Below are 12,906 nucleotides of genomic sequence, written 5' to 3' on the forward strand. Positions count from 1 at the left end.
TATTGACGACCTTGCAAATCAACGAGTTATCCCATTCCTCTCACTCAGCAATTATAAAAATGTAAAGAATATCGACAACTGGTTACTCATCCATACTTCCTTTGCGTAAGCATTGTGCATAATGTGCAGCGGCGCCGGCCTTATTCGGCATAACTGCCCGATTTCTTGATGATCGGACTCCACTTGTCGATTTCCGCCTTCAAGTGCCCGCGCAATGCTTCCGGGGTGGCGCGGTTGGGAGCGACGGGATCGGTACTCAGCTGGGCAAGGCGCTGCTTCACGTTCGGGTCCCTGACGGCGTATTGCAGTGCGCCGCTCAGCTTGTTGATGACCTCTTTCGGCGTTCCCTTCGGCGCATATACGCCATGCCAGACCGACAGTTCGAATCCGGGCAGGCCGCTGCTTGCCAGCGCGGGCAAACCGGGCAAACTCGCGACCGGCGTCTTGTACGTCACCGCATACGCTTTCACCTTGCCGCTGGTGATGTGGCCCATCGTGTTGGTCGCCTGGTCGCACATCAGGTCGACCTGGCCTCCCAGCAGGTCGTTCATCGCGGGACCGGTCCCTTTATAAGGCACGGTGGTGAGTTCGACGCCGACGGCGCTCATGAAGAGCATGCCGCACAGGTGCGACGCCGCGCCGACGCCGGCGTTGGCCAGCGTGACCTTGTCCTTGTTCGCCTTCAGGTAGGCGAGCAGCTCGCCCACGTCCTTCGCCGGAAAATCCTTGCGCGCGACCAGGGTCGATGCCGCGTCGGTCGCGAGGCCGATCGGTTCGAAACTGTCGATGCTGTTGTAAGGGAGTTTGGGATACAGGCTCGGCGCCGTGGCATGGCCAACGTGATGGACGAAGATCGTATAGCCGTCCGGCGTGGCCCGCGCCGCACGCGCCGCGCCCAGCGTGCCGCCGGCGCCGCCGACGTTTTCGACGATGATCTGCTGCTTCAGGTTGGTGCCCATCGCCTGGGCCAGCAGGCGCGCGATGGTGTCGGTGGGTCCGCCGGCGGCAAACGGCACGATCATCGTGATCGTCTTGTCCGGGTAGTCCGCTGCGTAGGAAAGCGGGCTGGCTGCCAGCGCCAGTGCCAGGGAAGCGAGCGATGCCGAGAATGTGATCTTCATGCTGTGTCTCCATTAGTAGGCCCTGGCAGCAGGCCGGATTTTTTATGATAAAGCCAATTACCGTCAAGCCGACAGTTTCTGCATCTCCGCAAACAGGTCGGCCTTGCCTTCGAACCCGATGCCCGGCAAATCCGGCATCGTGATGTAACCGTGATCAACTTTTACCCCATCAGGGAAGCCGCCGAACGGCTGGAACAGGTCCGGATACGACTCGTTGCCGCCCAGCCCCAGTCCGGCCGCGATATTCAGCGACATCTGGTGGCCGCCGTGCGGGATGCAGCGTGCGGGCGACCAGCCGTGCTCGCGCAGCATGTCGAGCGTGCGCAGGTATTCGACCAGGCCGTACGACAGCGCGCAGTCGAACTGCAGCCAGTCGCGGTCGGCGCGCATGCCGCCGTAGCGGATCAGGTTGCGCGCATCCTGCATCGAGAACAGGTCTTCGCCGGTCGCCATCGGGTTTTTATAGTAATTGCGCAGCGTGGCCTGCAGTTCGAAGTCGAGCGGGTCGCCCGGCTCCTCGTACCAGAACAGGTCGTATTGCGACAGCGCTTTTGCATACTGGACCGCCGTGTCGAGGTCGAAGCGGCCGTTGGCGTCGACCGCCAGCTTCTGGCCATCCTGCAGCACCGACAGGATGCTGTCGATGCGGCGCAGGTCTTCGTCGAGCGAGGCGCCGCCGATCTTCTTTTTCACCACCGTGTAGCCGCGGTCGATATAGCTGCGCATCTCGTCCTTGAGCTTGCCGTGGTCCTGGCCCGGATAGTAGTAACCGCCGGCGGCATACACGAACACCTTGCGCTCGGGCTGGCCGTTGCCGTAACGGTCGGCCAGCAGCTGGAACAGCGGTTTGCCTTCGATCTTCGCCACCGCATCCCACACCGCCATGTCGATGGTGCCGATCGCCACCGAACGTTCGCCATGGCCGCCCGGCTTTTCGTTGGTGAACATGCAGTTCCAGATTTTATGCGGGTCGAGGTTGGTGCCGGCGGCGTCGATCAGCGCATCCGGGTCGGCTTCCAGGATACGCGGAATAAAACGTTCGCGCATCAGCTTGCCCTGGCCGTAGCGGCCATTCGAATTGAAGCCGTAGCCGATCACCGGCTTGCCGTCGCGGATCACGTCGGTGACGACCGCCACCAGGCTCAGGGTCATCTTGCTGAAGTCGATGTAGGCATTGCGGATCGGCGAGCTGATCGGAAGGGTTTGTTCACGGATTTCTACGATCTTCATGGAAGTCTCCTGTAAGTCTGCGGGTATCGGAATAGCGATAGAGTAAGCTGCGGCGGCGATCCTATAATTCACTCCAGTTCAATAGTGAATTGAATTCAAATGAAGAATGAAACCGCGTCTGATATGCAGTTCTTCGTGCTGGTGGCTCAGCATGGCAGCCTGGCGGCGGCTGCGCGCGCCCTCGACCTGACCCCGCCGGCCGCCACCAAACGGCTGGCCGCACTCGAAGCCCGGCTCGGTGTACGCCTGGTGAACCGCACCACGCGCAGCCTCAGCCTGACCAGCGAGGGCGCCACCTATCTCGACCATGCGACGCGCATCCTGGCCGAAATCCGGGAGATGGAAGACGTAGTGACGCAAGGACGCGCCACCCCGCGCGGCCTGTTGCGAGTGAACGCGACCCTCGGTTTCGGGCGCACGACGATCGCCCCGCTGGTGTCCAGCTTCGCCGCGCGCTATCCGGAGGTGGAACTGCAGATGGAAGTGACCGACCGCCCCATCGACCTGGTCGAAAGCGGCTTCGACCTGGCGATCCGCTTCGGCGAACTGCCCGATCAACGCCTGAACGCGCGCCGCATCCTGTCGAACCGGCGCTTCCTGTGCGCCTCGCCGGCCTACCTCGAGCGCCATGGCGCGCCGGCCAATCTCACCGACCTGGCCCGGCACCGCTGCATCATCCACCGCCAGAACGACGACGCCTACGGCATCTGGCGCTTCATGCACCAGGAGCACACGGAAGTGGTCAAGGTACACGGCATGTTGTCGAGTAACGATGGCGACATCGTGCTGGGCTGGGCACTGGACGGCCACGGCATCCTGATCCGCTCGGAATGGGACCTGGCCCGCTACCTCGACAGCGGCCGCCTGCGCATCGTGCTGCCCGAATTCACCCTGCCGGCCGCCGACCTGTTCGTCTACTACCCTAGCCGGCGCAACCAGACCATTCGCGCGCGCGCCTTCATCGATTTTCTCGTCGAGCACTTCCAGAGAAAATAAGGCTGGGGTCAGGTCTGACATTTAGACACGAGCTCAGCCATAACCCCTCCCCCCTCTTTCCTCCGGCTGGCCAGGAGCTCGAGCATCGGCAGAGGCCGTGTCCGAATGTCAGACCTGACCCCAGCCTTACGCGCCAAGAATATATATTCGAAAATTTCGATTATATATCCGCAAATATTCCGTTTTTCGTATCGAAACCAGCCACGCATAATGGCTCCATCACATCGAAATAACCTAGGCAGCCGCGCAGCGAAGTCAACAATGAACCTTCGACGCATTCGATGATCCGAACTGAACCGATGTCCAATCGCCGCGACTGATGCGGCTTAACTTGAGGAGAACACCATGAACAACGCCAAACTCGAAGTGCTGACCCCACATAACTCGCAGCTGATCATCATCGACCACCAGCCGCAAATGGCCTTCGGCGTGCAGTCGATCGACCGCCAGACCCTCAAGAACAACGTGGTCGGCCTGGCCAAGGCAGCCAAGGCCTTCGCTATCCCGACCATCATCACCACCGTCGAAACCGATTCCTTCTCCGGTAAAACCTACCCGGAAATCCTGGACGTGTTCCCCGACCACCCGATCCTCGAGCGCACCTCGATGAATTCCTGGGATGACCAGAAAGTGCGCGACGCCCTCGCCGCCAACGGCCGCAAGAAGATCATCGTCGCCGGCCTGTGGACGGAAGTGTGCAACACCACCTTCGCCCTGTGCGCCATGCTCGAAGGCGAGTACGAGATCTACATGGTGGCCGATGCGTCCGGCGGCACCTCGAAGGATGCCCACGATTTCGCCATGCAGCGCATGGTGCAGGCCGGCGTGGTGCCGGTGACCTGGCAGCAGGTGCTGCTGGAATGGCAGCGCGACTGGAAAAACCGCGAGACCTACGATGCCGTCATGAAGATCGTCACCGAGCACTCGGGCGCCTATGGCATGGGTGTCGACTACGCCTACACCATGGTGCACAAGGCGGCGGCGCGCAACCAAGGGCAGAACGAAGTGCTGGCGCCCGTCGCGGCACCGGTTCGCTAACAGAGCCATCCCGGTCCGCCACATCGGCGGACTACCCACTATCAAGGCCGGATCACCAGGCGAACCAGAATAACCAAGGGAGCACACCATGCAGGCACAGGTCAACGCGAGCGCGACACTCATCCTCACCAACGGCAACTTCGCCACCCTCGACCGCGCACAGCCGCAGGCGGGCGCCGTCGCCATCCGCGATGGCCGTTTCCTCGCCGTCGGCGACGTCGAGCACGTGATGCGCCACCGCGATGCCGCGACCGAGGTCATCGACCTGAACGGCCGCACCGTGATTCCCGGCCTGAACGATTCGCACATCCACCTGATCCGCGGCGGCTTGAACTACAACCTGGAGCTGCGCTGGGAAGGCGTCCCTTCGCTGGCCGACGCCCTGCGCATGCTGAAAGACCAGGCCGACCGCACCCCGCACCCGCAATGGGTGCGCGTGGTCGGCGGCTGGAACGAATTCCAGTTCGCGGAGAAGCGCATGCCGACGCTGGAAGAGATCAACGCCGCCGCGCCCGACACGCCGGTCTTCATCCTGCACCTGTACGACCGCGCCCTCCTCAACCGCGCCGCCCTGCGCGCCGTCGGCTACACCAAGGACACGCCAAACCCGCCCGGCGGCGAAATCCAGCGCGACGGCGCCGGCAACCCGACCGGCATGCTGATCGCCCGTCCGAATGCGATGATCCTGTACGCCACCCTGGCCAAGGGCCCGACGCTGCCCTACGATTTACAAGTCAACTCGACCCGCCAGTTCATGCGCGAACTGAACCGCCTGGGGCTGACCAGCGCGATCGACGCCGGCGGCGGTTTCCAGAACTACCCGGACGACTACGCCGTCATCGAAGAACTCGACCGCAACAAACAGCTGACCATCCGCGTCGCCTACAACCTGTTCACCCAGAACAAGGGCCAGGAACTGGAAGACTTCCAGCGCTGGACCGGCATGGTGAAACCGGGCGAAGGCAGCGATTACTACCGCCACAACGGCGCCGGCGAGATGCTGGTGTTCTCGGCGGCCGACTTCGAAGACTTCCTCGAACCGCGCCCGATACTTTCGGCCGGCATGGAAGACGAACTGGAAAAAGTCGTGCGCCACCTGGTGGAAAACCGCTGGCCGTTCCGCCTGCACGCCACCTACGACGAATCGATCACGCGCATGCTCGACGTCTTCGAAAAGGTCAACCGCGACATTCCCTTCCATGGCCTGCACTGGATGTTCGACCATTGCGAGACCATCAGCGAGCGCAATATCGAGCGGGTCAAAGCGCTGGGCGGCGGCATCGCCATCCAGCACCGCATGGCCTTCCAGGGAGAGTATTTCGTCGACCGCTACGGCAAGGGGGCCGCCAGCGCCACGCCTCCCGTAAAACGGATGCTGGAAAGCGGCGTGCCGGTCGGCGCGGGTACCGACGCCACCCGCGTGGCCAGTTACAACCCGTGGACCGCGCTGTACTGGCTGGTGACGGGACGCACCGTCGGCGGCCTGGCGCTGTACGGCGACAACGGCCTGCTGCCGCGCACCACCGCGCTGGAACTGTGGACGTCGGGCAGCGCCTGGTTCTCGAACGAGGGGGGCCGCAAGGGCAGGATCGAGGAAGGCATGCTGGCCGACCTCGCGGTGCTGTCGCAGGATTTCTTTACGGTCGACGAAGAAGCCATCAAATCGATCGAATCGGTGCTGACGGTGGTCGGCGGGAACGTGGTCTACGGCGCCGCCGAATTTACCAACCTGGGGCCGCCGCCGATTCCGGTGCTGCCGGAATGGTCGCCGGTCAGCAAGGTGCCGGGGCACTGGCGCCGTGCCGGGTTACAACACAACGCACAACCTGCAATCGCCCTGCCCCATCAATGCAGCGGTCCGTGCGGCGTACACGCCCACAGCCACGACCGCGCCCGTAAATCGACGGTGCCGGTATCGAACCATGGCGGCTTCTGGGGCGCCCTCGGCTGCAGCTGCTTCGCCTTCTGACCGGGGACGCAGATGACGACTCCACAATTCCAACGCCTGCAAGGCGTGGGCATGGGCTTCATGGCCGGCTATGTCGACACCCTCGGCTTCATTGCCCTGTTTGGCCTGTTCACGGCCCACGTCACCGGCAACTTCGTGCTGATCGCGGCGGCGCTGGCCGATCCGGCGCAGACGCCGTCCCTGTTGAAACTGCTTGCCTTCCCCGCCTTTATCCTGGGCGTGGCGGCAGCGCGGCTGCTGGTGGCCGGCTGCGAGCGGCGCGGCGCGCCGGCGACAAAGCCGGTCTACCTGCTGCAACTGGTGCTGCTGCTCGGCTTCATGGTGTTCGGCATGCTCGGTGAACCGGTCGGCCGCAACGTCGGACCGCTCGCTTTTACCGCCGGTCTCCTGGGCGCCGCCGCCATGGGTGCGCACAGCGCCGCCAGCAAGCTGCTGCTGACCAACCTGGCGCCGACCTCGATGATGACCGGGAACGTGACCCAGCTCGTGATCGACACCGTCGACCGCCTGCGCGGCGCCGCCGACGCCGCCACCCGCGCGCGCTGCGCCAAGTTCTTCTGGCCGGTGCTCGCCTTTGCCCTCGGCTGCGCGGCGGCCGCCTTTGCCTACCGCGCCTTTGGCTTCGTCGCCCTGGCGGTGCCGAATGCGATCCTGGTCTGGCACCTGTGGCTGTCCGAACCGGAGGCGGCGAAGTGAACACCGAAGTGAACACAATCATGGGCAAGAGCCGGCTCGAAGCCTTCAGCGACGGCGTCATCGCAATCATCATCACGATCATGGTGCTGGAACTGAAGCCGCCGCACGGGACGCAGGTCGCCGACCTGGCCGGCGTGCTGCCCGGCTGGTTCAGATATGCGCTCAGCTTCGTCTATGTTGGAATCTACTGGGTCAACCACCATGCGCTGCTGGCACGGGTGGCGAAGGTCGACGGTGCGGTGTTGTGGGCCAACCTGCACCTGCTGTTCTGGATGTCGCTGATTCCCTACGTGACCGCCTGGGCCGGCGAACATCCGCTCGATTCGGTGCCGGGTGCGCTGTACGGCGTGGTGCTGCTGCTGTGTTCGATCTCGTTCATGCTGCTGTCGTGGCGCCTGGAATGCGAGGGCCATGCGGCGCACGCGGTGTCCTGGGGCAGCCGCAAGAACCGCGTCTCGATCGGGCTGTACGCGCTGGCGATCTGGCTGTCGCTCTGGTATGCGCCGCTGGGCGCCGCAGCCCAGGTAGTGCTGGCGCTGCTCTGGCTGATGCCGGAAGCGGACAAGGCGCGCGACTTTCCCGGACCCTGATCGGGTGCCACTGCCCGGCAGTGCCGCCAACCGTGCGCACCCGACGCGCGCAGGCGTTCCATACTGCTTGTCTCCGACTACTCGCACAGGATCCGCCATGTCAATCGTCAAACTGGATGAACTCGAAGGGGCGACCATGATGGTCGAGGATGGCGGCGGCACGGTTACCGCCATGGTGTCGCGAGAAACAGGCATGCTCCATTTCTTGAACGACGAGTACGTCGACGAGGAGGCCCCGGTGCCGGCGGCATCCGGCAGCAACGGGGACTATGTGCCCGTGCCGCCCGCAGGTACGCTCGGCATCGGCGACGGACTCATCCTGCGCTTTGCCGCGACCCACATGGCTGGCGACCAGGACACGGTGCGCGACCTGTTCCGCGACCGTAACACCGAAGGCTTCGCCCGGCTGCTGGAAGAGCGCGGCGCGGGCGAAGCATGGGAGCGCTTTCACGAGGAAGCCACACGGAACGCGTTGCAGCAGTGGTGCGAGGAGAACGGGCTGCAACTCGCCGAATGACGCTATTCTTAAAGACATGCATTTCGCAAATATCCGACATCATAAAATGCGATTGGATTTATATGATGCGTTGCGGCATCATGCTTCTGTCTCCTCTACTTTCCTCCAAGAAAATAGATTATTGCCCGCCCTCCAGCGGGCATTTTTTTTGGCCGGCCAGTTTTGCTGACGCTGCCTGACAAAAAAAATGGCCCCGCAGGGCCATGTCCCGGATGCAGGTCCGATCAGACCTTGGCATCGAGTCCAGGCGTCTCCGAACGCACCAGGAATGCCGCCGTGATCTGCGGCAGGTGCTCCAGCAGCCAGGCAGCCATCGCCTTTTCTTGCACCAGGATCTGTTCGCAGGCCGTTGCGGTCGCGGTGTCGCCCACGGCCTTGGCCGCGCCGATCAGCGACGTATAGCTCGCGATTTCAAGGTTCTCGAACACGTAACCGGCCATCGCGCCCTTGACCACTTCGTCGCTGGTCATCATGCCGCCTACGCCCTGGCCAAAGGCAGCGAGCTTGCCGCCCAGGTCCTTGAGCACCGAATTCTCGATGCCGCGGCGCGTCAGGATGCCATTCAGGATGCTCTGCTGGCCACGGGTTTCTTCGATGTGCTGCACGATGCGTGCGCGCAGTTCGGGATAGTGCTCGAGACGCTCGGCCTGGGCCGTGAGCATCGTTTCGGCCTGCTGTTCCATTGCATGCGCGTCGCGCAGCCAGTCGTTCAGGTGTTCGTTTGCTGTTGTCGCCATGATCTTCTCCGTCAATCGTAGGTTGGGATTGGCGCCGCAGCCGGTGTCCGTGCCGGATGCCGGCTGCGTTCGCCACTTTTCTGACTTTCGCAGAATAGTTCGGTGGTGTTTGTTAAGTCATGCACATTCAGGCCACATTGGGGTACGGAGCATCAGCGCCGCATCACTCCCCGCCCTGCACCTCCAGCGCCCTGCGCACCGCCTCCGCATCCGAATCGCCCGCCTCGATCGCCTTGAAATACTGCTCCGCCTGCGAGCGCGTGATGTGCGGCGGCAGCGGCGGCATGTTCGGGTCGCTCATGACGTCGATCACGAACGGGCGGTCGGCGCGCAGGGCGGCGTCAAGCGCGGCGGCGATCTGGTCGGGCTGTTCGACGCGCATGCCGTCGAGGCCCAGCAGCTTGGCGTAGTCGGCGTAGGCGACATCGGGCAGCGGCTGCGATTCGTCGACCTTCGGTTCGCCGGCCATGCCGCGCTGTTCCCAGCTCACGAAACTGAGGTCGCGGTTGTTCAGCACGATGACGACGATGCGCGGGTCGGCCCAGCTCTTGTAGTCGCGCGCCATGGTGATCAGGCCGTTCATGCCGTTCATCTGCATGGCGCCGTCGCCGGCCAGCGCCACCACCAGGCGGCCCGGATGGGCCAGCTTGGCGGCGTAGGCATAGGGCACGGCCGAGCCCATGGTGGCCAGGCCGCCGGACAGGGAGCCCATCATGCCGGGCTTGGCCTTGATGTCGAGCGCGTACCAGGAAGCCACCGAGCCGGAGTCGACGGTCAACACCGCGTCGTCGGGCAGGCGCTCGGACAATTCCCAGAACACGCGCTGCGGATTGACCGGCGGCGCTTCCGGGTTCATGGCCTTGCGTTCGAGCAGGGCCCAGCTTTCCTTGACGGCCGTTTCGATCCGGTCGCGCCAGCTGCGCTCCTCCTTGCGCTTCAGGAGCGGGATCAGGGCCTGCAAGGTCGCCTTGCTGTCGCCCACCAGGCTGCATTCCATCGGGTAGCGCAAACTCACCATCTTGCCGTCGATGTCGATCTGCACGCCGCGCGCCTGGCCTTCCGGCGGCAGGAATTCCGAGTACGGAAAACTGGAGCCGACCATCAGCAGCGTGTCGCACTCGTTCATCATCTGGAAAGTGGCCTGGGTGCCGATCACGCCGATCGAACCGGTGACGAAAGGCAGGTCGTCCGGCAGCACCATCTTGCCCAAGAGGGCCTTGGCGACACCGGCGCCGAGCAGCTCGGCCACCTGTATCAGCTCGTCGGCCGCGCCGTGGGCGCCGGCGCCGGCCAGGATCGCGACCTTGCCGCCGGCATTCAGGATGTCGGCCGCGGCCTGCAGCGCATCCGGCTGCGGCACCAGGCTGCGTCCGACCATGCCCATGCCCGACATCACGCTGCCGTGCTCGCGCGGCGGCACCGGGACCGCGTCCAGCGTCTGCAGGTCGCTCGGCACGATCACGCAGGTGGGGCGGCGTTCGGTCCTGGCGATGTGGAAAGCGCGGTCGATCAGGTGGCGAATCTGTTCCGGGCTGCTGGCCATCTGCACGTAGGCGCCGGCCACGTCCTTGAACAGCGAGACCAGGTCGACTTCCTGCTGGTAGTCGCCGCCGAGCGAGGCGCGCTTTTGCTGGCCGACGATGGCGACCACCGGCTGGTGGTCGAGCCTGGCGTCATATAAGCCGTTGAGCAGGTGGATGGCGCCGGGGCCGGAGGTCGCCAGGCAAACCCCGACCTCGCCGGTGAACTTGGCGTGGGCGCAAGCCATGAAGGCGGCCATCTCTTCATGGCGCGCCTGCACGAAGGCAATCTCGTCCTGCTTGTGCAGCGCCGCCAGGATGCCGTTGATGGCATCGCCCGGATAGCCGAAGATGCGCTTCACGCCCCATGCGCCGAGGCGCTCGAGCATGAATTCGCCGACCGTTTGCTTGTCTTCTTGTTCCGCCATGATGATCTCCTCAGTCGACGCGGCCGTCGCGCGATTCGATCAGTTCGACCTTCAGCCAGCCGGGGCGGCGCAGGTCGAATTCCTTGTAGGCGTCGATTACCGAATCCATGCCTTCGCGCTTGGTGATGATCGCGGTCGGGTCGATGGCGCCGGTGCGCACCAGTTCGACCAGGTCGGGCACGTACTTGCGGTGATTGCAGTTACCCATGCGGATGGTCAGGTTCTTGTTCATCGCGGCGCCGATCGGGAAGCTGTCGTCGGCCGGTGGATAGACGCCGATGATCGACAGCGTGCCGGCCTTGGCCAGCGCCTGCACCGCCCACTGCAGCGCCTGGGACGGGGCATCGCCCGGCACCCAGTTGTCGCCGTCGGGATGCTGCACCGGGGCGATCTTCTCGACTTCCTGCTGGAATTGTTCCTTTTTCTCGGCCGCCTCTTGCGCCGCGGGGCCATGGTGCGGACACTGCGCATCGACGCCGACCGCATCGATCGCGCAATCCACGCCGACGCCGCCCGTCAATGCCATGATCGTCTTGACCGGGTCTTCCTCGTCGAAGTTGATGACCTCGGCGCCCTGGCGGCGCGCCATGGCGAGGCGGTCCGGCAAGTGGTCGACGGCGAGCACGCGCCCGGCGCCCATCAGCTTGGCGGAAGCGATCGCGAACTGGCCGACCGGGCCGCAGCCGAACACGGCCACTGTATGGCCGTGCTTGATGTTCGCCATGTCCGCGCCAAAATAACCGGTCGGGAAAATATCGGAAATCAGGATCGCCTGGTCGTCGGTGACTTCGTCGGGCAGCTTGACCAGGTTGACGTTGGCGAAGGGAATGCGCGCCTTTTCCGCCTGCAGCCCATTGAAACCACCGGCCGCTTCCGGGCCGCCGAAGAAGGCGGTACCGGCGGTCGGGCCGCCCGGGTTGGCGTTGTCGCACTGGGCGTAGTAGCCGGCGCGGCAGTAGGAACAATAGCCGCAGGCGATGGTCGACGGGATCACCACGCGGTCGCCGACGGACAGGTTGCGCACGTTGCTGCCGATTTCTTCGACGATGCCGACTGCCTCGTGGCCGAGGATGGTCCCCTGCTTCATGCCGCTGAAGGTACCGCGCACGAAGTGCAGGTCGGTGCCGCAGATGGCGCTGGTAGTGATGCGGACGATGGCATCGAGGGGCTGTTCGATCTTCGGTTCGGGGACGTCATCGAGGCGGATGTCCCCGATGTCGTGGAATACGACGGCTTTCATCGTGGTCCTTTCGCTGGTTATTGGGCAGGCCGGCGCTGCGGCAGGCATGGAAAGCCAGCTTAGCATTGTGATTTGTGGTCGAGCCGCACGTTTCCTTTGGTAATTGAGAGCGGCCGCCGTCATACTTGGTCATTCATCCAAAGGAGTCCGGCATGGGCAAGAACCGGTTGGAAGCCTTCAGCGACGGCGTCATCGCCATCCTCATCACGATCATGGTGCTGGAACTGAAGGTGCCGCATACGGCCGATTTTCACACCTTGCTGCCGCTGTGGCCGGTCTTCATGAGCTACGTGCTCAGCTTCATCTACATCGGCATCTACTGGAACAACCACCATCATCTCTTCCATGCGGTGGAGGAAGTGGGCGGCGGCGTGCTCTGGGCCAACCTGCATCTGCTGTTCTGGCTGTCGCTGATTCCCTTTGTTACCGCCTGGATGGGTGAAAACCATTTCGAGACGGGGCCAACCGTCGCCTACGGCATCGTGCTGTTCATGAGCGCGGCGGCGTATTCGCTGCTGGTGCGCCGGCTGATTGCCCACCGCGACAAGAATACGACCCTGGCGGAAGCGGTCGGCGAAGACCGCAAGGGCAAGATCTCGCTCGTACTGTATGTGCTTGGTATCGTGCTGGCCTGGTTCGCGGCCTGGCTGGGTTTCCTGGTGTATGTAGGCGTGGCGGTGATGTGGCTGATTCCGGATCGGCGTATCGAAGAGAAAGTGGTTGAAGAGGCGCAAGAGGAAGCATCCAGGGAGACCTAGCGTCCCCACGCGCGTTCGCCACGATGCCCTCCCCGCGCCACCCTTTGCCGTTTCGCGCTAGCTTGC

Annotated in this window: 12 protein-coding genes; 7 read left to right on the forward strand and 5 right to left on the reverse strand. The window is 63.8% G+C overall.

All coding sequences use genetic code 11. From position 1 onward, the window contains the following. Nucleotides 1-140: 140 nt before the first annotated feature. Together AC56LG_RS04115 and AC56LG_RS04120 are read right to left on the reverse strand one after the other, a co-directional pair. Nucleotides 141-1,121: a tripartite tricarboxylate transporter substrate-binding protein gene (locus AC56LG_RS04115; protein WP_497164850.1), complete on the reverse strand. Its 981-nt coding sequence runs from the start codon at nt 1,119-1,121 to the stop codon at nt 141-143. Between the two features lie 63 nt (nt 1,122-1,184). Beyond that, the gene (locus AC56LG_RS04120; protein ID WP_497164851.1) at nt 1,185-2,351 is read right to left on the reverse strand and encodes a mandelate racemase/muconate lactonizing enzyme family protein; all 1,167 of its coding nucleotides are present in this window, start codon (nt 2,349-2,351) and stop codon (nt 1,185-1,187) included. 99 nt (nt 2,352-2,450) lie between these two features. On the opposite strand from AC56LG_RS04120, the gene AC56LG_RS04125 reads away from it, so the two are divergent. The 6 genes from AC56LG_RS04125 (at nt 2,451) to AC56LG_RS04150 (ending at nt 8,157) form a co-directional block, all read left to right on the forward strand. Continuing rightward, complete coding sequence (locus AC56LG_RS04125; protein WP_497164852.1) at nt 2,451-3,347, forward strand: LysR family transcriptional regulator; 897 nt, start codon at nt 2,451-2,453, stop codon at nt 3,345-3,347. Nucleotides 3,348-3,692: 345 nt separating this feature from the next. Next, entirely contained in the window at nt 3,693-4,385 is a 693-nt protein-coding gene (locus AC56LG_RS04130) for a hydrolase (RefSeq protein WP_497164853.1), read from the forward strand. Between the two features lie 88 nt (nt 4,386-4,473). Further along, nucleotides 4,474-6,354, forward strand: coding sequence for an amidohydrolase (locus AC56LG_RS04135; protein WP_497164854.1), 1,881 nt, complete (start codon nt 4,474-4,476; stop codon nt 6,352-6,354). Between the two features lie 12 nt (nt 6,355-6,366). After that, nucleotides 6,367-7,050, forward strand: a complete 684-nt coding sequence (locus AC56LG_RS04140) for a YoaK family protein (protein ID WP_229511154.1) — start codon at nt 6,367-6,369, stop codon at nt 7,048-7,050. Nucleotides 7,051-7,058: 8 nt separating this feature from the next. Beyond that, on the forward strand, nt 7,059-7,640 hold the full coding sequence (locus AC56LG_RS04145; protein ID WP_497164855.1) for a TMEM175 family protein: 582 nt from the start codon (nt 7,059-7,061) through the stop codon (nt 7,638-7,640). Between the two features lie 97 nt (nt 7,641-7,737). Next, nucleotides 7,738-8,157: a hypothetical protein gene (locus AC56LG_RS04150; protein ID WP_497164856.1), complete on the forward strand. Its 420-nt coding sequence runs from the start codon at nt 7,738-7,740 to the stop codon at nt 8,155-8,157. A 224-nt stretch (nt 8,158-8,381) separates the two neighbouring features. Here the strand turns inward: AC56LG_RS04150 and AC56LG_RS04155 are convergent, their stop codons facing one another. The 3 genes from AC56LG_RS04155 to AC56LG_RS04165 form a co-directional block, all read right to left on the reverse strand. Next, nucleotides 8,382-8,894: a ferritin-like domain-containing protein gene (locus tag AC56LG_RS04155; RefSeq protein WP_497164857.1), complete on the reverse strand. Its 513-nt coding sequence runs from the start codon at nt 8,892-8,894 to the stop codon at nt 8,382-8,384. A gap of 163 nt (nt 8,895-9,057) precedes the next feature. Then, entirely contained in the window at nt 9,058-10,842 is a 1,785-nt protein-coding gene (locus tag AC56LG_RS04160) for a thiamine pyrophosphate-requiring protein (protein ID WP_497164858.1), read from the reverse strand. 10 nt (nt 10,843-10,852) lie between these two features. Continuing rightward, nucleotides 10,853-12,082, reverse strand: a complete 1,230-nt coding sequence (locus tag AC56LG_RS04165; protein ID WP_497164859.1) for a zinc-dependent alcohol dehydrogenase — start codon at nt 12,080-12,082, stop codon at nt 10,853-10,855. A 152-nt stretch (nt 12,083-12,234) separates the two neighbouring features. Between AC56LG_RS04165 and AC56LG_RS04170 the strand changes: the two genes are divergently transcribed. Continuing rightward, a complete protein-coding gene (locus AC56LG_RS04170) occupies nt 12,235-12,840 on the forward strand; it encodes a TMEM175 family protein (RefSeq protein WP_497164860.1) in 606 nt (201 codons plus the stop codon). Nucleotides 12,841-12,906 lie beyond the last annotated feature (66 nt).

It is taken from the genome of Telluria sp. ZB2R32 (genome assembly GCF_059685715.1).

Bases quoted from the DNA above. Each gene is read 5' to 3' on its own strand.
- AC56LG_RS04115 (WP_497164850.1), bottom strand. From the start codon at position 1,121: ATGAAGATCACATTCTCGGCATCGCTCGCTTCCCTGGCACTGGCGCTG.
- AC56LG_RS04120 (WP_497164851.1), bottom strand. From the start codon at position 2,351: ATGAAGATCGTAGAAATCCGTGAACAAACCCTTCCGATCAGCTCGCCG.
- AC56LG_RS04125 (WP_497164852.1), top strand. From the start codon at position 2,451: ATGAAGAATGAAACCGCGTCTGATATGCAGTTCTTCGTGCTGGTGGCT.
- AC56LG_RS04130 (WP_497164853.1), top strand. From the start codon at position 3,693: ATGAACAACGCCAAACTCGAAGTGCTGACCCCACATAACTCGCAGCTG.
- AC56LG_RS04135 (WP_497164854.1), top strand. From the start codon at position 4,474: ATGCAGGCACAGGTCAACGCGAGCGCGACACTCATCCTCACCAACGGC.
- AC56LG_RS04140 (WP_229511154.1), top strand. From the start codon at position 6,367: ATGACGACTCCACAATTCCAACGCCTGCAAGGCGTGGGCATGGGCTTC.
- AC56LG_RS04150 (WP_497164856.1), top strand. From the start codon at position 7,738: ATGTCAATCGTCAAACTGGATGAACTCGAAGGGGCGACCATGATGGTC.
- AC56LG_RS04155 (WP_497164857.1), bottom strand. From the start codon at position 8,894: ATGGCGACAACAGCAAACGAACACCTGAACGACTGGCTGCGCGACGCG.
- AC56LG_RS04160 (WP_497164858.1), bottom strand. From the start codon at position 10,842: ATGGCGGAACAAGAAGACAAGCAAACGGTCGGCGAATTCATGCTCGAG.
- AC56LG_RS04165 (WP_497164859.1), bottom strand. From the start codon at position 12,082: ATGAAAGCCGTCGTATTCCACGACATCGGGGACATCCGCCTCGATGAC.
- AC56LG_RS04170 (WP_497164860.1), top strand. From the start codon at position 12,235: ATGGGCAAGAACCGGTTGGAAGCCTTCAGCGACGGCGTCATCGCCATC.